Source organism: Pseudomonas sp. EU05-FHT14B02 (assembly GCF_058791055.1).
This window is the reverse complement of sequence record NZ_JBYTDD010000011.1, coordinates 131535-150857: the sequence shown is the minus strand read 5'-3', so window position 1 is coordinate 150857 and position 19323 is coordinate 131535. Positions and strand designations below refer to the sequence as shown.

Annotated in this window: 23 protein-coding genes; 9 read left to right on the top strand and 14 right to left on the bottom strand. The window is 59.1% G+C overall.

Annotated elements, in window-relative coordinates:
- The first annotated feature begins 56 nt into the window (after window positions 1–56).
- On the top strand, window positions 57–653 hold the full coding sequence (locus tag AC3WTM_RS12900) for a DinB family protein (RefSeq protein WP_102671380.1): 597 nt from the start codon (window positions 57–59) through the stop codon (window positions 651–653).
- Between the two features lie 60 nt (window positions 654–713).
- On the opposite strand, the gene AC3WTM_RS12895 is transcribed toward AC3WTM_RS12900, so the two are convergent.
- The 4 genes from AC3WTM_RS12895 to AC3WTM_RS12880 all read right to left on the bottom strand — a co-directional run bounded on the left by AC3WTM_RS12895 (window position 714) and on the right by AC3WTM_RS12880 (window position 4903).
- The gene (locus AC3WTM_RS12895; protein ID WP_102671381.1) at window positions 714–1856 is read right to left on the bottom strand and encodes an RHS repeat-associated core domain-containing protein; all 1143 of its coding nucleotides are present in this window, start codon (window positions 1854–1856) and stop codon (window positions 714–716) included.
- Between the two features lie 296 nt (window positions 1857–2152).
- Window positions 2153–2437 (bottom strand): DUF6124 family protein, encoded by a 285-nt coding sequence (locus tag AC3WTM_RS12890; RefSeq protein ID WP_102671382.1) that lies wholly within the window; start codon window positions 2435–2437, stop codon window positions 2153–2155.
- Between the two features lie 401 nt (window positions 2438–2838).
- The gene (locus AC3WTM_RS12885) at window positions 2839–4242 is read right to left on the bottom strand and encodes a sensor histidine kinase (RefSeq protein WP_102671383.1); all 1404 of its coding nucleotides are present in this window, start codon (window positions 4240–4242) and stop codon (window positions 2839–2841) included.
- The gene (locus AC3WTM_RS12880; RefSeq protein ID WP_090456447.1) at window positions 4220–4903 is read right to left on the bottom strand and encodes a response regulator transcription factor; all 684 of its coding nucleotides are present in this window, start codon (window positions 4901–4903) and stop codon (window positions 4220–4222) included. The genes AC3WTM_RS12885 and AC3WTM_RS12880 overlap by 23 nt, the downstream gene beginning before the upstream one ends.
- Window positions 4904–5036: 133 nt before the next feature.
- On the opposite strand from AC3WTM_RS12880, the gene AC3WTM_RS12875 reads away from it, so the two are divergent.
- Entirely contained in the window at window positions 5037–5387 is a 351-nt protein-coding gene (locus AC3WTM_RS12875) for a YdcA family protein (protein ID WP_102671384.1), read from the top strand.
- A gap of 148 nt (window positions 5388–5535) precedes the next feature.
- On the opposite strand, the gene AC3WTM_RS12870 is transcribed toward AC3WTM_RS12875, so the two are convergent.
- Window positions 5536–6141 carry a glutathione S-transferase family protein gene (locus AC3WTM_RS12870; protein WP_102671385.1) on the bottom strand — a complete coding sequence of 202 codons (606 nt, stop codon included), beginning with the start codon at window positions 6139–6141 and terminating at the stop codon, window positions 5536–5538.
- Between the two features lie 370 nt (window positions 6142–6511).
- Here AC3WTM_RS12870 and AC3WTM_RS12865 point away from each other — a divergent pair, with 370 nt between their 5' ends.
- The 3 genes from AC3WTM_RS12865 (at window position 6512) to AC3WTM_RS12855 (ending at window position 9090) form a co-directional block, all read left to right on the top strand.
- Window positions 6512–6916: a TraR/DksA family transcriptional regulator gene (locus AC3WTM_RS12865; protein ID WP_007935965.1), complete on the top strand. Its 405-nt coding sequence runs from the start codon at window positions 6512–6514 to the stop codon at window positions 6914–6916.
- Between the two features lie 234 nt (window positions 6917–7150).
- Window positions 7151–8758: a methyl-accepting chemotaxis protein gene (locus tag AC3WTM_RS12860; protein ID WP_492574078.1), complete on the top strand. Its 1608-nt coding sequence runs from the start codon at window positions 7151–7153 to the stop codon at window positions 8756–8758.
- Between the two features lie 128 nt (window positions 8759–8886).
- On the top strand, window positions 8887–9090 hold the full coding sequence (locus tag AC3WTM_RS12855) for a hypothetical protein (protein WP_090457950.1): 204 nt from the start codon (window positions 8887–8889) through the stop codon (window positions 9088–9090).
- A 5-nt stretch (window positions 9091–9095) separates the two neighbouring features.
- On the opposite strand, the gene AC3WTM_RS12850 is transcribed toward AC3WTM_RS12855, so the two are convergent.
- The 3 genes from AC3WTM_RS12850 to AC3WTM_RS12840 form a co-directional block, all read right to left on the bottom strand.
- Window positions 9096–9332, bottom strand: coding sequence for a DUF2789 domain-containing protein (locus tag AC3WTM_RS12850; RefSeq protein ID WP_007973758.1), 237 nt, complete (start codon window positions 9330–9332; stop codon window positions 9096–9098).
- 129 nt (window positions 9333–9461) lie between these two features.
- Window positions 9462–9692: a hypothetical protein gene (locus tag AC3WTM_RS12845; RefSeq protein WP_007973761.1), complete on the bottom strand. Its 231-nt coding sequence runs from the start codon at window positions 9690–9692 to the stop codon at window positions 9462–9464.
- Between the two features lie 160 nt (window positions 9693–9852).
- Window positions 9853–10101: a hypothetical protein gene (locus AC3WTM_RS12840; RefSeq protein ID WP_102671386.1), complete on the bottom strand. Its 249-nt coding sequence runs from the start codon at window positions 10099–10101 to the stop codon at window positions 9853–9855.
- A gap of 433 nt (window positions 10102–10534) precedes the next feature.
- Here AC3WTM_RS12840 and AC3WTM_RS12835 point away from each other — a divergent pair, with 433 nt between their 5' ends.
- The 4 genes from AC3WTM_RS12835 to AC3WTM_RS12820 all read left to right on the top strand — a co-directional run bounded on the left by AC3WTM_RS12835 (window position 10535) and on the right by AC3WTM_RS12820 (window position 12875).
- Window positions 10535–10984: a hypothetical protein gene (locus AC3WTM_RS12835; protein ID WP_172435400.1), complete on the top strand. Its 450-nt coding sequence runs from the start codon at window positions 10535–10537 to the stop codon at window positions 10982–10984.
- Window positions 10984–11187, top strand: a complete 204-nt coding sequence (locus AC3WTM_RS12830) for a hypothetical protein (RefSeq protein ID WP_102671387.1) — start codon at window positions 10984–10986, stop codon at window positions 11185–11187. The genes AC3WTM_RS12835 and AC3WTM_RS12830 overlap by 1 nt, the downstream gene beginning before the upstream one ends.
- Window positions 11188–11305: 118 nt before the next feature.
- Window positions 11306–12319 carry an ABC transporter substrate-binding protein gene (locus AC3WTM_RS12825; RefSeq protein ID WP_102671388.1) on the top strand — a complete coding sequence of 338 codons (1014 nt, stop codon included), beginning with the start codon at window positions 11306–11308 and terminating at the stop codon, window positions 12317–12319.
- A 118-nt stretch (window positions 12320–12437) separates the two neighbouring features.
- A complete protein-coding gene (locus AC3WTM_RS12820) occupies window positions 12438–12875 on the top strand; it encodes a DUF3995 domain-containing protein (RefSeq protein WP_102671389.1) in 438 nt (145 codons plus the stop codon).
- 130 nt (window positions 12876–13005) lie between these two features.
- On the opposite strand, the gene AC3WTM_RS12815 is transcribed toward AC3WTM_RS12820, so the two are convergent.
- Genes AC3WTM_RS12815 through AC3WTM_RS12790 form a run of 6 tightly spaced genes read right to left on the bottom strand, consistent with a single transcriptional unit; the run spans window position 13006 to window position 19069 of the window.
- On the bottom strand, window positions 13006–13368 hold the full coding sequence (locus AC3WTM_RS12815) for a Na+/H+ antiporter subunit G (protein WP_090456437.1): 363 nt from the start codon (window positions 13366–13368) through the stop codon (window positions 13006–13008).
- The gene (locus tag AC3WTM_RS12810; protein ID WP_102671390.1) at window positions 13365–13643 is read right to left on the bottom strand and encodes a K+/H+ antiporter subunit F; all 279 of its coding nucleotides are present in this window, start codon (window positions 13641–13643) and stop codon (window positions 13365–13367) included. Before AC3WTM_RS12810 ends, AC3WTM_RS12815 begins: the two co-directional genes overlap by 4 nt.
- Window positions 13640–14128, bottom strand: a complete 489-nt coding sequence (locus tag AC3WTM_RS12805) for a Na+/H+ antiporter subunit E (protein WP_102671391.1) — start codon at window positions 14126–14128, stop codon at window positions 13640–13642. The genes AC3WTM_RS12810 and AC3WTM_RS12805 overlap by 4 nt, the downstream gene beginning before the upstream one ends.
- Entirely contained in the window at window positions 14125–15810 is a 1686-nt protein-coding gene (locus AC3WTM_RS12800; protein ID WP_102671392.1) for a monovalent cation/H+ antiporter subunit D, read from the bottom strand. Before AC3WTM_RS12800 ends, AC3WTM_RS12805 begins: the two co-directional genes overlap by 4 nt.
- Window positions 15807–16151 carry a Na+/H+ antiporter subunit C gene (locus tag AC3WTM_RS12795; protein WP_007986256.1) on the bottom strand — a complete coding sequence of 115 codons (345 nt, stop codon included), beginning with the start codon at window positions 16149–16151 and terminating at the stop codon, window positions 15807–15809. Before AC3WTM_RS12795 ends, AC3WTM_RS12800 begins: the two co-directional genes overlap by 4 nt.
- Window positions 16151–19069, bottom strand: coding sequence for a monovalent cation/H+ antiporter subunit A (locus tag AC3WTM_RS12790; RefSeq protein ID WP_102671393.1), 2919 nt, complete (start codon window positions 19067–19069; stop codon window positions 16151–16153). The genes AC3WTM_RS12795 and AC3WTM_RS12790 overlap by 1 nt, the downstream gene beginning before the upstream one ends.
- Window positions 19070–19323 lie beyond the last annotated feature (254 nt).

Sequence of the window (19323 nt, the reverse complement as noted above, 5' to 3'; positions counted from 1 at the left end):
TTTGTGGCCATCGGGTCTATGCTAGGGAATGCGCTTACTGCCATCGGAGAACTCTGATGATCACCGTACGCACTGCCTGCCTGCTGGCCGATTACAAGCGCTGGGCCAATCAGCGCCTCTTTGATAGCCTCGCCGCGCTCCCTCCGGGCGAAGTCAAAAAAGAACGGGTGTCGGTGTTCAAAAACATGATTGGCACCCTCAATCACGTATACGTGGTCGATTGCATCTGGCAGGCGCACCTCGAAGGCCGGGGGCATGGTTTCAAGACTTCACACGACCTGCTGCATGCCGATCTGTCCGAACTGTGCATGGCGCAAAAAAACATCGATCGCTGGTACTGCGACTGGAGCGCCCGACAAACCGATGCCTCCCTGGACAAGCCCCTGGAATTCACCTTTGTCTCAGGCGAAAGCGGCACCATGAGCGCCGGTGCGATGCTGATGCACGTGGTCAACCACGCCAGCTATCACCGTGGCTGGGTGGTGCAGATGTACTTCGAGATTCCGGCCATGCCACCAGTGACCGACATGCCGGTGTACCTGCGCGAGTCCGAGCCGGTAGCCCTGCAGGCGATCAATGCCCCGATAGTGGCGCCGCCATGTGCTGTGCAATTTTCGAGCGCAACCAGCGTTCTGCCGGATCGTTATCGTTGATCAGCAGGTACATATTTACGTGACGTAGTTCGTTGTGGTTTATGGTTGAGTATTGGAATTTCAATAATGGAAATGGCTGTTGAAAATTTCGGCTCTGATTTCCTTGGGTTTTCTTTTTTTGTATTTTAAGACATGCAGTTTCCGGAGGTATTTTTGTGCGAGATCCTTGTTTAATGGTGTTTCTATGCCATTCTTTATGAAATATTCTTGGTGATTTGCGGCTTTATTAAGCCTCAAGATTTTTTCTATTTTAGATGATGTTGAATCTCCGTTTATGTATTCCATTAGATTGATTTGGTCGGATAATTGATTCGGCGACATCTTGCGTTGTTGGTGGGGGTAGGGATGGTTAGGGTGATGGTTGCGCAGCTTAGATGGAAGGCTGTCCATTGAGAGGAGGGATGAATTCATTTTGTCTCGTGCAAGCATTTCCAGATTTAGAGAGGGGAGCTCTATAATGCTGGAACTTTCTCTAAGTTTGAAGTCGGTTTCTAATGTGGCGCTTATACTTATATTTAGGTTCTTTAGTTTTTTGGTAGTCTGGTTTATTTGGTTGGCTGCACTTCGAGCTTGGTTGAGGGTTATGTGTGCATGGCGTTTTAGTTTTGTGCCGTTCATTACGTACTCTACTATTCCGGTAGATACCTTCCGTGGAATTATTTTTCCGAACATATGCCCGCTAGGGTCGTATTTATTTATGGGGTCTCCTGCGCAATACGCATACGCATTCAACCCACCATCTCCAAACGGACTCCAACTGTCCGAACTATTAAATCGCATCAACACCGGATTAAAAGCCCGATACCCGTTCCCCAATAAATAATGCCCGGTCACCGGGTCGGGTCGTTCACCATTGAACCCCAAAAGACTAAGCCATCCATTTTCAGGGTGGCGATGGCCATAGGGCGAATAGGTGATGGGTTTTGAGTGAGAGTTCGCATTGAGTGTGCGTAACACCGAACGCTGTTGGTCGGTAGCCAGCAAGTGGGCATTGCGTTCATTACCTTCGCGCTGTTGCTGTGCAAGCAGCAAGTCGCCGTGCTGAATGATGGAATGCTGTGTCGTGCCCTGTATTTCGGTCGCAAGGCGGCTTTTACAGTAGAAGCGCTGAAGTTGTGGTGCTTGCTGCGGACTACTTTCGATCAACTGGTCGAGGGCATCGTAGCGATACTGGCAGAGTACGGTTTTGTGTGGCGATAGCATGGGTGGGTGCTCCGAGGGGCCGAAGTGCAGGCGTTCAGTATTGGCAGTTATGCAACCGGTTGGAACTATCAGAACTGATAGGTAGGTTTTGTGGTGCGTAGGGATTTGTTGACGGTAGCCTGCTTCAATTCCGCTGGGCAGCAGTCGCAAGTTTGGCCCGAGAGATGACCAGGACAGTCAGGAAGTGCGCGCAACCTGTGGGAGCGAGCCTGCTCGCGATAGCGGTGTGTCAGTCACTTAAATGTTGGATGTGCTGCCGCCATCGCGAGCAAGCTCGCTCCCACACGTATGGAGCTTTACTCAGGCGGATCAAGTCGATCCAGCGCCCGGTTCACCGCCAATTCACCCAGCATGATGACCTGTGCAATGCCCAGCAGCGTATTGCGGTGCGAGCCCTCAAGAAAACCCGCCAGATCGTTGGTCATCACATTGGCTGAGGCCAGCGACTCGCAGGCGTGGGCCAGCAGGGTTTCGGTGTCGATGTCAGGGTTGATGGTGAACATCGTGGACGGTTTGTGGGGCGTGGCCATGATGTTGGCGGCGGAATCTGTTTCTGACGGGTTGGGCGTTGGTTTGATCATCGATAGAACTCCAGTACTGTAAAAATTGGAGCCATCACTTTCGCTACCAAACGAAGGGCGGTGGCCATGCACAGGTTGGTAGACCGGAGTACTGGAACCGGCGCCCCCGAAGAGGCCCTGCGCATGACAACCATAAAAGCAGCAACTGCTTGAAGTGGCACTACGCGCAGTACTCCGGGCTACCAAACCCGATCGCTGTTTGTCAGCGACCGGCTAACGATAATGCCCGGACTCAAGACGCGTAAGCCGGCGGATTCTGGCGTACCCGTAGGCAATGACGCAAGGCGTTGTAGCTTTCATCAAGTTACGCTGACAGCCGTTAAACATGTGCTTTAAACAGGCGCCGCCATCGCGGGTGAGCTCGCTCCTACAGGTTTTGTGTCAGTTCAGGCAGATTTTTATCAGGCCGGGGGAATCAGGCTCTCCCGACAATCAAGCACCAGCCGCGCGCCACCCAGTTCGCTGCTGCCCACTTCCAGGGTAAACCCGTGCAGACTGACAATCGCCGCGACGATGGATAGCCCCAGCCCGAAGCCGCTTTTATGATTGCCCGCCTCGGCGCGATAGAAGCGCTGGAACACCGCTTCACGTTCCGCTTCGGGAATGCCCGGGCCAGAATCGAGTACTTCGATTCGCGTGTGCCCGCCATCATTGATCCCGCGCAGGATCACTGCGCCGCCGGGCGGGGTGAATTTGATCGAGTTGCTGAGCAGGTTCGCCACCGCTTCGAACATCAGCGCGCGGTCGCCATTAAGGGGTGGCAATGACGCGGGCAGGTGAAGTTGGAACACCAGGTCGTCGTCTTCCGCCAGGGGCAGGTAGAACTCATGCAGTTCCTGCAGCAACGCCACCGGGTCCACCTGGACGAAACCGGAGCGACGCTGGCGATCCTCCAGCTCGGAGATCCGCAGCAAGCCACGGAAACGCGCCATCAGCGTATCGGCCTCGGCCAGCACCAGATCCAGTTGCATGGCCTGCGGCGAGCCTTCGCCGGCTTGTTGCTGCATGCGGTAAAGCTGCGCGCGCAGACGGGTCAGGGGCGTGCGCAGGTCATGGGCGATGTTGTCGCACACGCCCTTGACCTCGTTCATCAGGCGCTCGATGCGTTCGAGCATGGCGTTGACGATGGCGGCGAGCATGTCCAGTTCGTCACGCCGGTTGGACAGTGGCAAGCGTCGGCTCAGGTCGCCGGCGACGATGGCCTCGGCACTGGCCTGAATCCCGCGAATGCGCCGCAACGGGCGGCGGCGCAGCAAATACCAGCCAACGATGCCCGGCACGATGGTCAGGGTCACACCCCAGAACAAGGCGTGAAGGATGATCCGGGTCACGGCAAACAACGAACCGTTGTCGCGTACCAGCACCAGCCAGCGGCCATCGAGGGTGCGGGTCGCCACGGCGTCACAACTGTCGGCGGGCAGCGTCTGCTCGTCGCTGTCGTCGGAGGCATCGCAATCGCGCAGCATGTGGATCTTGCCATCGAGCGGCAAGCCGTCCGGAATGTAGCGCAGGGCGCCGCTGAGGTAATGGTGCCGGGCATCGAACAGGCCGTAGGCGTCGATGCCGCGGATGTCGAAGGTCATGCTGACGGCGAGGGCGTCCACCAGTTGCTCGCCGGAGAAGCGTGAAAACAGGTGCTGGCGTTGCATCAGCGAATGCTTGGCCAGGTTGTCCAGGTAAGCGGAAACCTCGTAGTACATGACCCCCATGAGAATCCCGCTCCAGATCACGAACAGCGAACTGTAGAGCGCCAGCAGACGGCTGCTGGAAGAGCGCCAGCCTTTAGACGGGTTCGGCAATGACATAACCCGAGCCTCGCACGGTCCGAATCAGTGGGGCATTGCCAGGCGGGTCGATCTTCTTGCGCAGACGGCCGATGTGTACGTCGATCAGGTTGGTGCCGGGATCGAAGTGGTAACCCCAGACCTCTTCGAAAATCATCATCCGCGAGAGGATTTGCCCGGTATTGCGCATCAGGAATTCCAGCAGTTTGTACTCGGTGGGCAACAGCGTCAGCAGCTGACCGTCGCGACTGGCTTCGTGGCTGATCAGGTTCAGTTCCAGATCTGCCACCCGCAAAGTGGTGGCCTGGGCGGTCACGGTGTTCTGCCGGCGTAGCAGGACTTCAACCCGGGCGGCCATTTCATCGGTGGCGAAAGGTTTGGTCAGGTAGTCGTCGCCGCCGGCGCGCAAGCCGCGTACGCGCTCATCGACGTCGGACAGCGCGCTGATCATCAGGATCGGCGTGGCCACGCCCATGGTCCGCAGTGTGGTGACAATCGCCAGGCCATCGAGTTCGGGCAACATGCGGTCGAGTGTGATCAAGTCGTAGTTGCCGCTGACCGCGCGCTCCAGCCCTTCGCGGCCATTGTCCACCCAGTCGACGTCGAGGCCGTGGCTACTCAGTTCGGCGACAATCTCCCGGGCGGTCACGGCGTCGTCTTCGATGGTCAAGATGCGGGTCATAGGGCTGGCCTGATAAGCAGTTCAATACGAAGTTGCGAGCATTTTGCCAAGAATTGCCCGCGACTTAATAAATTAACTTTCATCTAGGCGGGGTCGCTGTTCGCAACGTTGATATCATTGGGCCACAACTTCAATGGGGGGCTGCATTGTGCGCAACTCGATCCTGTGTGGCTGGATTCCGATTTGTCTGTTGTTGTTAAGTGTTTTCAGTTCGCCTGCCTGGGCTGGTAATACACCGTGTTCCGGCAAGAAAGGTGGAATCGATCGATGTGACGGCGATCTGTTCCTGTGTAACGACGGCTCTATCAGTGGGTCGAAAAAAAGTTGCTCGGCAATGTTTGGCGGTAAAGGCCAGGCGCGACCGCAAACGTTACTCCAGGACACGCAGGGTTGCGCCTGTGGCACCGGTTCGTTTTGTACCGGGCCCAGAGGTGGCGTTTACTGCCTGACCCCTGGTGGCAATAAAAGCTATAAGCGCAAATAAACAATGCGTGTGTCGACTGACCCGACGTCATCGCGAGCAAGCTCGCTCCCACAATGGATTGATGTCGAACACAAGGTCCGCGTACGACGAAAATTACTGTGGGAGCGAGCTTGCTCGCGATGACGACAGAACAGGCAAAGTGAATCCGTCAGTCAATCGGCGTACTGACAAACACCTCTAGTCCCTCGGCATACTTCGTGAACGCTGCGATCCGCGCAAACTGCGGCGCACTCACCTGGTCCGGCACCACCAGGTTGGTAAAGCTCCAGGCCACGGCGAGGGTAATGCCGTCCTGCTCAATCGAACCGTCAGTTTTCAGCGGCTGCTTTTCCAGCTCCCTCTCCAGCGCCGAATAGGCTGCCGTCAGTTGTCCTTCGACCCGTTGCACCCAGGGTTCGAATTGAATCTCCGCTGGCCGCAGGTTGCGCTCGTAGTAAAGTTGTACGGATTTTTCGCAGGCGGCCAGTGCCAGCCCAACCAGGCGCAACCCACGCAGGCGCTGAGCCGGTTCGATGGGCATCAGGCTTTTGTTCGCCAGGGTTTCCAGGTAGTCGATGATCAGTGTCGAGTCCATCAACACCTCACCGTCATCCAGCACCAGGGTGGGCGCCTTGACGACCGGGTTGATCTGCTGGAATTGTTCGAAGTGACGGAACACCGAAACCGACTGATGTTCCAGCGAGACTCCCAGGCATTTGGCGGAAATGGCGGCGCGCCGTACGTAGGGCGAATCCAGCATACCGATCAACTTCATGATCCTTTCCTTTATATGGCCATTTCGGGAGGGACAACCTTAGCTGAGGTTCGCAGCCCTGCAAATGACAGTGAAAAATGCCCGGTCCAGGCCGTTTGTCATCTATATACAGCCGCTCGATTGAATTTCTTGCTATAAACGCACTCCGATTACCGCCTCAAAGCCTGCCGTAGACCATTTTCAGGGCTTTGTCGGACAAATTCGCTGTCTTTTCAGTTGCTGAGGCCTCAAGTCGGCCTTAGACTGCCGCCCCTCGTAAATTGAGTGCCGGGTGGCGCTTGGAACAAACGGCGCCTTTCCGATGGCCTGCCCAGGCCTGCCGGAACGCTCCCTTATTCGCCTTAATGCACGTTTTTTTATAGAGATATCAATGACAAAGGACAAGTTGCTGGCCATGCCGGCGGATGACTACATGAATGCCGAGCAACATGCTTTTTTCTCCGAGCTGTTGCAGAACATGAAAGTCGAAACCCATGAGCGCATCGAACAGAACCGCATCGCCATCGAAAGCCTGGACACCCCGGCTGATCCGGCAGACGCGGCTTCGGTCGAAGAAGAGCGCACCTGGCTGGTGAATGCGATCGATCGCGACCAGCGCATGCTGCCTCAGTTGGAACAAGCGCTGGAACGCATCAAGGAAGACAGCTTTGGCTGGTGCGACGACAGCGGCGAGCCGATTGGCCTCAAGCGCCTGCTGATCAGCCCGACCACCAAGTACTGCATCGAAGCTCAGGAACGTCACGAGCAAATCGACAAGCACCAGCGTCAGGCCTGATTCTGTGAGGCAGCCCCGTTAATCCGGGCTGCCTTGAAAAGATCGCAGCCCGCGGCAGCGCCTACGCCATTGACGTAGGCGCTGTTGCAGGCTGCGATCTTTGTTTTCTGCCGTCTTCGATTTCCCGGTTCTTCTATTGATCTGCTGCAGCGTTCGCGACTAAAGGCTCATGGATAATGGCTTTATGGTGGCGTTTAATGCGAAGACAACAATTAGAAGCTTTACGGGGTGACGATGATGACGCGAGACGGGTCTCTGGTTGCGGCAGTGCCCGCACCGGTGCTGTTGCCGAAAAACCGCTGGCTGATGCCAACGCTGCAAAGCATCGCCCTGATGCTGTTGTTAAGTGGCATGACACTGGGCGACGGGTCGCTATACCTAGGCCTGCCCCTGGCCGTATTGATTATCTGGCTGCCTCGTCTGCGTTCGCGCGCGACCCCGCAGGCGGCTTGCCCCGACAACCCCGATGCCATCGGTGCGTTGACTCGCGATCTTTCCTGTACCACCAGCCATAACGCACTGTCGGCCGCCGGTGTGGCGTTTTCGGTTCGGCAACTGGCGGACAAACTGCAATCGCAGCTCACGTCGGCGGCACAGATCGTCAGCAATGCCGAGGTCATGATCACCACTGAACAGGCCACCTCGACCCTCAGTCGCCAGGCGCTCAGCGCCGCCAGCGAGGCACATCAAAGCGGAGTGGTCGGGCGTACGGAATTGATCGAGTCCATTTCGCGCATGCATCAGCTCAGTCAGCGCGCCAGCAACAGCCGTGAACTGATCGAAGCGTTGAGCCTGCGCAGCGATGATATCCAGCGAGTGACCCTGGTGATTCAATCCATCGCCAGCCAGACCAATCTGCTGGCATTGAACGCTGCGATAGAAGCGGCGCGGGCAGGGGAGCACGGTCGCGGGTTTGCAGTGGTGGCCGACGAGGTTCGCGGGCTCGCCGCACGCACAGCGACCGCCACGGGGGAGGTGGGCGAGATGGTGGCCGACATTCAGCACCGCACGGCACAGGTGGTGGAGCAGATCCGCCAATTGTCCAGCGACCTTGACTCCGGTGTGGAACAGGTAGAGCGGACGGGGCAACACCTGGAGAACATTGCCCGTCTGGCGGCCAGTGTCGAGTCCCAGGTCGGGGAGATCGCCCAAGGAGCAGACACCAACCGCGAACAACTCGACAGCCTGTTTCACTCCATCGAACAGATGCGCAGCGATCTGGTGGTCAGCGACCAGCAGACTCAGCGCCTGGCTCATGCGGCGGTGCAAATGGAAGGTCAAGCCGAAACCATCAGTGAGCGTCTTGCCGAAGTGGGGCTGGATGACTATCACCAGCGGATCTATGACCTGGCCCGAGACGCCGCGAGCCAGATTGCAGCGCGTTTCGAAGCGGATATCGATGCCGGTCGAATCAGTCTCGACGATCTGTTCGACCGTAATTACCAGGTCATCCCCAATACCAACCCGGCCAAGTACCAGACGCGTTTCGACCGTTACACTGATCAGGTTTTACCAGCGATTCAAGAACCGTTGTTACCGCGTCACGAAGGATTGGTGTTCGCCATCGCCTGCACACAACAGGGGTATGTGCCGACCCATAACAAGGTGTTCAGCCAACCGCTGACGGGGGACGCGCAGGTCGATGCCTTGCAGAACCGGACCAAACGCAAATTCGCTGACCGCACCGGGATCCGCTGTGGCAGCCATCAGAAGGCCGTGCTGCTGCAAACCTATACGCGTGATACCGGAGAGTTGATGCACGATCTTTCGGTGCCGATCATGCTCAAGGGCCGGCATTGGGGTGGTTTGCGCCTGGGTTACAAACCGGAAAAGCCGCGCTGATAACGTCGTGCTGCCGGGTGATTGTTGCAAGTTCTGCAATTAACCTGTGCAGGGTTTTGCTGTTTCCTCGCTGGAAAACTAATTAACATACCTACTAATTAGGTTGCTAATGAAGTGCGAGGGGCAGCATGCAAGGCAAAGTTGATGTCGCGGTCATGATCGGCAGTGGAGTACCTGCCAATCTTCGCTCCATGGGACGCAAGGTTTGCTGGGTAGTGTTGCTCAATGGCGAGCGCCGGGGCACGGCGTTCTCCAGTCGCGACGAAGCGGAGGAGTGCAAGGCTGCCTGGCTGGCGCAATTGAGCGCCGAAAGTCCTGGCAGCCTGCACTGAAGTTGTCAGTGGGTCTGGTGCATGCGCAGGTTCAGGTCGTCGACCACCCGCGCCCAGTCAGCGTCTTCGCGCAGTTGTTCCTTGAGGAAGCCGGCCTGTTGCGGTGACCAGAACTCGGCGTCGATGAGTTTCTTGTCGTCAGGCAGGGAATGGCCGGCAATGAAGTCGTCGATCGCTTTCTGGCTGGAGTCCAGACCGAGCTGGTCGAACAGGCCTTTCAAGTCATGGGTCGGTGATTCCATCTTCATCTCCTTGCAGGTCATCGGTCGGGTCGAGGGACGAGACGCACCCTGGATTCGAGGGCGCCGCACCGGTGGAGTTCGATCGCAATGTTCAAGTGCAACAATGAGCATAGACTGCCAACCCGACCATCAGGCTTTCAATGCGCCCGCATCGACCGCGGCCTTGAGTTCCCTGGCCGATTCCTGGGCCGCGATGGCGGCGACATCCGGTGTTTTGAACCAGCGATCCTTTTCGACCTGGTGATACGTCACGGTCTTGAGCGGTGGTTTGGCCCGCATGACAATCACGGCCTGGAATTCACCCTCGACTTCTCTGGCTTCACCCCGGATAAAAAACTCGCCGATATCAAATTCCGTCACGTTGCCGACTTCCCTTGGAAATACATTGTTGTTGTCAACGCACCCGATTTTCTGCGGATCCGTTTTATTGGGCGGGCAGTATGGCAGTAGTTGCCCGTCGACGGCTGAGATAAGTCGACGGGCAGACGAAACGTCGATGGAAGCGAGTGCGGTGGGCAAGTCAACCGTGCGATTCAAGAAACCGGGCGAGGGCACAGGCCTCGTTATGATTGGCTCGGAAACCTCTTACGGAGCCTGTCGAAATATCCTTGATATGAAAGAAGGCAATGCCCGCCATTACCACCTGAAATCGCGGGCGGGTCGGGGCATCGGGAGCTGGTTCATGGAGGCAGAACCGTGTCGGGTGCGGGTTTGGTGCTGTTTTCGAGCCAGGCACCATGGGATAGGCAAAGTGTGTCAGCGTGCACATATGAAGTCCTTTTCATTGTTTACCGACGTATGTACGTCGTTTTGGCTAGTCGCCAAGAGCATCGCTGCTCTAGAATCACCCTCACTGGTGGGTGAATGACGTTTATCTAAAGCAATTTTTTGCGGACGATATGTAGGAAAAGTTTTTTTCTTGATGAGATTTTTCCCCGAAGTTGATAGTCCATAATTTTCTGGCAGCAGGAAGGGTGTTTTCCTTCAACCTGTGACGAACACCCGTCAGGACGACGTGAGTGTCGTTCCAGTAGTCTTCTCAAGCTTCGTGATGAATGAGTGCACTGCTCGTTCAGGACTTCAACCCGGGTTCTTTGGCTACACCTTCGGCATTGCCGCTTTTTTGGCTGTGCGTTCATTTTTCGCGCACGGCACCATTATTCAGATGTGGGGATGTTTCCTTGGCAGTAAGTAATCTCGATATGCATGCTTTGTTCGTGTTGGGTGATTTGCGCGCAAAGCTGGTCAAGCAGTTTCAGTCACGTTTCGTATACATCACCGAACAGAACGCTGAAGGCATTTACATTGCCGAAATCGACACCGAGTCAGCCCTGGTTGTGGACGACAAGCCGGGACTCAAGCTCAAGGTCGGCGATCATTTCAGCGCGTCCGTGCTGCCCAGCCGCGAAGGTGGCAAGCTGGACATCAGGTTCCGCGACATCAAGCTGACGGTCTACGGAATAGGCGATTACGCCTTCGTGACCACGGCCGACGGTCAGGGGATCGTGTTCAAGGAGGGTCATAGCGTGGTGATGGTGTTCGCTGCCCATCAACAGTTGCAGGAAGGCCTGACCAAGACCCTCAAGGCCGTGACCGCCAAAGCGGCCAAGTGGCGCAAGGGCGAGTTGGTGACCTTCAAGGCCAGCGAGTGATGATCCTGACCCGCGCCGATTTCCACGAACAGAACCTGGCCAGTGCTCAAGACGAAGCGCGGCGGCTGTTCGGGCAGAAGACCATTCTGCAAGGAGCCTGGCTGAATTGGGTGGCGTCACAGCTTTACCAACTGCAACCGGCACCCTACGCCAGCATGGTCAGACGAGAGCTGATGCGTTTGCAGGAAAGCTGCGAAAACTGACCCATGCACCTCGAAAGCAGGAACCTCTACTACAGTCAATGGACTGAGTATTCAGAGGCTTGGCGGTCTACTGCCAGGCCACCCTGCTATTGCTGTGAACAGCACGAGGTGCAAAAGCATGAACGGATTTCGACGGTTGCTGGTTGCGGTCCTGGCCACTTTCGGTTTGCTGGTGACGCCGGCCCCGGCGTTGGCCGCCCAGAAGCCAATCCACTTTGCCGACCTGAACTGGGAAAGCGGCAGCCTGATAACCGATGTCCTGCGCATCATTGTCGAGAAGGGCTACGGGCTGCCGACCGATACGTTGCCGGGCACCACCATCACTCTGGAAACCGCGCTGGCCAACAATGACATCCAGGTCATCGGCGAAGAGTGGGCCGGTCGCAGCCCGGTGTGGGTCAAGGCGGAAGCCGAAGGCAAGGTCGTCAGCCTCGGCGATACGGTCAAGGGGGCTACCGAAGGTTGGTGGGTGCCGGAATATGTGATCAAGGGCGACCCGGCCAAGGGCATCAAGCCGCTGGCGCCGGACCTGCGCAGTGTCAGCGACCTGCCGCGTTACAAAGACGTGTTCAAGGATCCGGAAGCCCCGACCAAGGGACGTTTCCTCAACAGCCCTATCGGCTGGACCTCGGAAGTGGTCAACAAGCAGAAGCTCAAGGCGTATGGTCTGGACGACAGCTATGTGAATTTCCGCAGCGGTTCGGGCGCGGCACTGGATGCGGAGATCAGTTCCTCCATTCATCGTGGCAAGCCGGTGCTGTTTTACTACTGGTCGCCCACACCGTTGCTCGGCCGCTTCAAGCTGATTCAACTCGAAGAGCCACCGTTCGACGCCGAAGCCTGGAAGACCCTGACCGACGCCGACAACCCCAATCCTAAGCCGACCCGTTCCTTGGCCTCCAAGCTGTCGATCGGTGTGTCGACTCCCTTCCAGAAGCAATATCCGCAGATTGCCGAGTTCTTTGCCAAGGTCGACTTTCCGATCGACCCGCTGAACAAGGCCCTGGCCGAGATGAGCGAGAAACATACACCGCCGCGCCAGGCGGCAGAGGCGTTCATGAAGGCCCATCCTGACGTCTGGCGGGCCTGGCTGCCCAAGGACGTGGCAGATAAAGTCTCCGCCGCCCTGTAGGCGCTGCCGCAGGTCGGGATCTTTTGATCTTTGTCATGGAAATGCAAAATCAAAACATCGCAGCCTGCGGTAGCTCCTACAATGTTCAGTTCATTTCCCCTTCAAGGATCTCTGAACCATGACCCTGGTGTTGGCTCAATCGCTGGTGACGATCTTCGCCGCGATCAGTCTGGTGCATGTGTATTGGGCGTTAGGTGGCGAGTGGGCGGCGGTGGCGGCGGTCCCGCAAGTACCGCAGGTGGGCAGCGCGCAACTGCGACCGGCGTTTAAACCGCGAGGCTGGATCACGCTGGTGGTGGCCGGGCTGTTGCTGTTGATTGCCGTGTTGGTGTGCTTGCGAGTGGGTTGGTGCCTGCCACCCTTGCATCACTGGTCGTTGCAGTGGGTGCTGAGTGCGATTGCGATTTTGCTGTTTGCCCGGGCCATTGGCGATTCGGATCTGGTGGGTTTTTTCAAAGAGGTCAAAGGTTCGAAATTTGCCCGGCTCGACACCTGGGTTTACTCGCCGTTGTGTGTGGTGCTGGGGGCGGGGTTGTTGGCGGTGGCCTGGGTCTGATCAGCGACGTTTCTGTAGTGACAATACTGGCCTCATCGCGAGCAAGCTCGCTCCCACAGGGATTGCGCTGAACCTTGTGGGAGCGAGCTTGCTCGCGATGAGGCCGGTCCAGTCAATACAAATCCTTGGTCTAACTACCGCTCTCCGTCCGACGACTGCTCACCTCAGCCGGCACATCATCCCCGGCCATGCGTTTACGGAACAGCGCTGCCCGGGCCAACAGCAAGGTGGTCACCGGCACGGTAATCGCCAGCAGGATCGGAATCAGCCAGGCGTGCAATACCGGCGCGGACTTGAGCGCCGAAAAATAGATGATCGAAGCCAGCGCCACGCACCAGGTTCCGAGCGTTGAGGCCAGGGCCGGTGGGTGCATGCGTTGGAAGTAGTCCTTCATGCGCAGCAGGCCCGTGGCGCCGATCAAGGCAAACAGACTGCCGAGCACCAGCAGGATCGCCACCGGGATTTCCACCCACAACGACAATGGTGTATTCATTCGATCACCTCGCCACGCAGCAGGAATTTCGCCAGGGCGAATGAGCCGACGAAACCGAACAGGGCGATCAGCAACGCCGCCTCGAAGTAGGTGTCACTGGCATAACGTATGCCCAGCGCCAGCATCATCAGCATCGCGATGATGTACAGGTAGTCCAGCGCCAGAACCCGATCCTGGGCCGATGGCCCCTTGAACAGGCGGATCAGGGTCAGGATCATCGCCAGGGAAAAGAAGAACAGGCTTAGCAGGATCGCGTTCGCCAGCAAGGGGCTCATTCGAAGATCTCCATCAGCGGACGTTCGTAGGTCGCCTTGAAGTGCTGGATGAACAGCGCCTCATCGTCCAGGTCGAAGACGTGCAACAGCAGAATGCTGCGGTCCAGCGCCAGCTCCGACCAGACTGTACCGGGCACCACAGTGGTGATCATCGACAGCGCGGCCAGGCCGTTGGCATCGCGCAAATCCAGCGGCACCTTGATGAATTGCGAGCGGGGCGGGCGGCGACCGGCATTGAGCACGCTCCAGGCCACGGCAAGGTTGGACACCAGCACATCGCGCCCGACCAGCAGGATCAAACGCAGGATTACCCCGGGACGACGGATGCGCACCGGCAGCGGACGCAGCCTGCGCATCATCAATGGCGCACAGAATCCCAGAGCGGCACCCAGCAGCAGGTTGCCGGGGCTGATCGACAGGTTCAGCAACAGCCACAGCAGCCACAGGGCCAGTGATAGCAGCGGTGCCGGAAACAGGCGCTTCATGGCTGCACCTCCTGCGGGGCCGCTACGGCTGACGGGTTCGGTACGACACGTGTGTCGAGCACCGCCATCACGTATTGCTGCGGGTTGTACAGGGCATCGGCGGCGGCCTGGGTGTAGCGCAGCAGCGGATCGGCCTTGAAGGTCAGCGCAATGCTCAGGCCCAGCAGGGCGAAGATCGGTACGCATTCAAGGCGTCGCAACAGGGGCGATGGTCGTTCCGCAGGCGTCCAGAAGCGCTGGATACCCAGGCGCGAGAACGCGATCAGCGATGCCAGCCCAGACACGATCAACAATACCAACAGGCCCCACGCGGCGTTGGAAACCGGTGTGTCGCCGCTGTTGCCCAGGCCTAGCGGATTGAGCAGGGCGCCGATCAACCCGAGCTTGCCGATAAAGCCAGAGAGCGGCGGCATGCCGATGATCAGCAAGGCGCAGGCGATGAAGCTCAGACCGAGAAACGCCATGGTCCAGGGAATCACCTGGCCGACCACGGCTTTCTGATCGTCGTCGAGGTTGGTGCCTTTGGGCGGATACAGGGATTCCAGTGGCCGCGGCAGCAGTTCGGCTTCATCTTCGAGCAGGACTTCGTTGGCCGAGCGCGAGCGCTCGATCAGCTCGGCCAGCAGGAACAGGGCGCTCAACGCCAGGGTCGAGCTGAACAGATAGAACAGCGCAGCGCCAACCAGGTTCGGCTGGGCGAAACCGATGGTCGACAACAGAATGCCCGCCGACACCAGGATGCTCAGGCTGGCCATGCGCTCCAGGCGTTGCGCGGCGAGGATCGCAATGGCAGCGCAGACGATGGTCGCCATCCCGCCGTAGATCAGCCAGTCGCCGCCAAAGAACGCCGATGCCCCGGCCTGGGCGGAGAACAGCAGCGTCCACAGGCGCAGCAAGGTGTACACGCCCACCTTGGTCATGATCGCGAACATCGCCGCCACCGGCGCGCTGGCCGAGGAGTAGGCCGGCACCAGCCAGAAGTTCAGTGGCCACATGCCGGCCTTGGCCAGGAACGCGATGGCCAGGATCCCCGCGCCAGCGTGCAGCAAACCGCGATCAGCTTCGGACACCAGCGGGATTTTCACCGCCAGGTCGGCCATGTTCAGCGTGCCGGTGACCCCATAGATCAGCGCCGCGCCAATCAGGAACAGCGACGAGGCCAGCAGGTTGATCGAGATGTAATGCAGCCCCGACGACACCCGCGCCCGGCCCGAACCGTGGAGCATCAAGCCGTAGGACGCGGCCAGCAGCACCTCGAAGAACACGAACAGGTTGAACAGGTCTGCGGTGAGGAATGCGCCGTAAAGGCCCATCAACTGGATCTGGAACAGCGCGTGAAAACTCGAACCGGCGCTGTCCCATCGGGCCATGGCGAACAGCAGGGCACTGACGCCGATGAGGCCGGTCAACACCAGCATCAACGCCGACAGGCGATCGACCACCAGCACCAGGCCGAACGGCACTTGCCAGTTGCTCGGCAGGTACACGCCGATGGAGCCGGGCACGTCGGTGGTCTGTGTCCATTGCAACAATGCCACGGCAATACCCAGCCCGAGCAGGCTGGAGAACAGGTTGATCTTTGCCTTGAGCGGCCGGTGCTTCTCGCCAAGCATCAGCATGATCGCGGCGGTCAGCAGCGGCAGCAGAATGGGCGCGACGATCAGGTGAGTCATCGCCATCATTCTTTGGGCTCCCGGCCATCCACATGGTCGGTGCCGGTCAGGCCCCGAGAAGCCAGCAGCACCACCAGGAACAGCGCGGTCATGGCAAAGCTGATGACGATCGCCGTCAACACCAGTGCCTGCGGCAGCGGGTCGGTGTAGTGCAACAGGTCCTGCGGCACGCCGTCCTTGATGATCGGTTCCTTGCCGATGAACAGGCTGCCCATGCTGAAGATGAACAGATTGACCCCATAGGACAGCAGGCACAGGCCCATGACCACCTGGAACGTCCGTGGGCGCAGGATCAGCCAGACGCCGGACGCGGCCAGTACGCCGATGGCGATTGCGATGACTTCTTCCATCAGACGGCTCCTTTGGCGGCAACGGATCTGGGCTGGGCGGCGGTTTTGTGGCCGCGCACCGATTGGTGGGCGAGGGCGGTGAGGATCAACAGGGTCGAGCCGACCACCACGCCGTACACACCGATGTCGAAGAACAGCGCGCTGGCCAGGTGAATGTCACCCAGCAGCGGCAACGAGAAATGCCAGGTGTGGGTGGTCAGGAACGGATAGCCGACGACCATCGCGCCCAGGCCCGTGGCCGTGGCAATCATCAGTCCCGTGCCCATCCAGCGCAGTGGCCGCAGGCTCATTTGTGCCTCGACCCACTGCGTGCCGGCGACCATGTATTGCAGGATGAACGCCACCGACATCACCAGCCCGGCGACAAAACCGCCGCCCGGTTGATTGTGCCCGCGCATGAACAGGTAGAACGAGACCACCAGCGCCACCGGCAACAGCAGGCGCACCAGCACCGCCGGCACCATCATGAAACCGAGCGCGGTGTCGCTGGCGTGACGCGGGTTGACCAGGTCGGTCACCACATCCGGCGCGAGCAAGCGTTGCTGGGCCGGCAGTTGCAGGCTTTCTTTGGGCGGGCGGAAGCGGCGCAGCAGGGCGAACACGGTCAGGGCCACGGCCACCAGCACGGTGATTTCACCGAGGGTGTCGAAACCACGGAAGTCCACCAGCATCACGTTGACCACGTTGCTGCCGCCGCCTTCGGGCAAGGCGCGACTGAGATAGAACGAGGAAATATCGTTGGGGGTCTGGCGCGTCAGCATGGCGTAGGCCAGCAACGCCATGCCGACACCGACCGAGGTCGACAGCAGCAAGTCGCGGATACGCCGCACCCGCGCCCGGCGCAGGCTGCCCGGCAACGGCGAGACTTCCTCGATCCGTCGTGGCAGCCAGCGCAGGCCCAGCAGGATCAGCACCGTGGTCACCACTTCGACCGCCAGTTGGGTCAGGGCCAGGTCCGGCGCGGAAAACCAGACGAAGGTGACGCAAGTCATCAGGCCGCAGACGCTGACCATGGTCAGGGCCGCGAGACGGTGGTACTTGGCCTGATAGGCCGCGCCAAGGGCGCAGGCGATGGCCAGCAACCACAAGGTGACGAAGACGATCGACCCCGGGATTTTCGGCCGGTCACCCCAGTGAAGGCTGCTGTGGAGCATGGGAATCAACCCGGCCAGTACGGCGGCGAGCACCACCAGGAACAACTGCATTTGCAGGCGCCTGGTGCCAATCCGGGGCTCCAGGCGACGGGCCAGGCGCATGATGGCGACCAGCGTGTATTCGAACAGGTGCTTGCCGTCCAGGCGACCGATGACGGGCGGACGATCGAAACGTCCGCGCTTGAATTGATTGCGCAGCAGCAGATAGAGCAGGGTGCCGCAGGACAATGCGATCAGGCTCATGATCATCGGCGCGTTCAGGCCGTGCCAGATGGCCAGGCTGTACTCGGGCAGCGTGCCGCCGACCACCGGTTGCGCCGCCGCCGCGAGCAGCGGGCCGACTATCTGGGCCGGGAAAATTCCCACCAGCAGGCAGGCGAACACCAGCAACTCGACCGGCGCGCGCATCCAGCGTGGTGGCTCGTGGGGTGTGTGGGGCAGGTCGGTCGCGGGCGGGCCGAAAAACACATCCACGGTGAAGCGCAGGGAGTAAGCCACGCTGAAGGTACCGGCGATGGTTGCCACGATCGGCAAGCTCAGTTCGATCCAGCGCGTGGCATTGATGAAGACGGTTTCGGCGAAGAACATTTCCTTGGACAGGAAGCCATTGAGCAACGGCACGCCGGCCATCGAGGCGCTGGCGACCATGGCCAGGGTGGCGGTAAACGGCATCAGCTTGTACAGGCCGCTGAGTTTGCGGATATCGCGGGTACCGCTTTCGTGGTCGATGATGCCGGCGGCCATGAACAACGAGGCCTTGAACGTCGCATGGTTGAGGATGTGGAACACCGCGGCGACGGCGGCCAGCGGGCTGTTCAAGCCAAGCAACAGGGTGATCAGGCCCAGATGGCTGATGGTCGAGTAGGCCAGCAATCCCTTGAGATCGTTCTGGAACATCGCGCAATACGCCCCGAGCAACAGGGTGCAGGCGCCGGCGCCGCTGACGATGTAGAACCATTCTTCACTGCCCGAAAGCGAAGGCCATAGCCGCGCGAGCAGAAACACCCCGGCCTTGACCATGGTCGCCGAGTGCAGGTACGCCGACACGGGCGTCGGCGCGGCCATGGCGTGGGGCAGCCAGAAATGGAAGGGGAACTGTGCGCTTTTGCTCAAGGCGCCGATCAGGATCAGGGGTAATAGAATCGGGTAGAGGGCATGGGCGCGAATGAGGTCGCCGGCGGCCAGGACCTTGTCCAGGTCATAGCTGCCGACCACATGGCCGAGCAGCATGACCCCTGCCAGCAGGCACAAACCGCCCGCACCGGTCACCATCAGCGCCATGTAGGCGCCGCGCCGGGCATCGGCGCGATGGTGCCAGTAGCCAATCAACAGGAACGAGAAGAGGCTGGTCAGCTCCCAGAAAAACACGATCTGTATCAGGTTGCCGGAGATCACCAGCCCGAGCATGGCGCCCATGAAGGCCAGGAAAAACGCGAAGAATCGTGGCACCGGATCGTTCGGTGACATGTAGTAGCGCGCGTACAGCGAAACCAGGGTGCCGATGCCCAGCACCAGCATGGAGAACAGCCAGGCGAAACCGTCCATGCGCAGGACGAAGTTCAGGCCCAGGCTGGGCAGCCATGAAAACTCTTCGCGAATGACGCCGCCATGGGCGATCTGCGGGTACAGGAAGGCGACCTGAGCGGTGCCGATCAGGGCGATCAGGCCAGCCAGCAGGGATTCGGCGTTACGGGCATTGTGCGGCAACACGGCCGCCAAACAGCTGCCTATGAAAGGCAGAAGCAGTAGAACTATCAGGGACATAGGCTTCTAATCTGCGGAAGTTTGTGAAGCATCATACGTGCCAGCTCCCGGATCACCAAACGCCAAGCTGTCGCAGAATCCTACACGGTAGACGGAAACGCCCTGATTCACATTGTTTCAGAGAGAGGTCGGGGAGCCCGTTCCGGCCCCTTCGCGAGCAAGCCCGCTCCCACAGGGTATGAAGTTGTACACACAATCTTGTGTTCAACCCAAGACACTGTGGCGAGCTTGCTCGCGATGGCGGCCTATCCGGC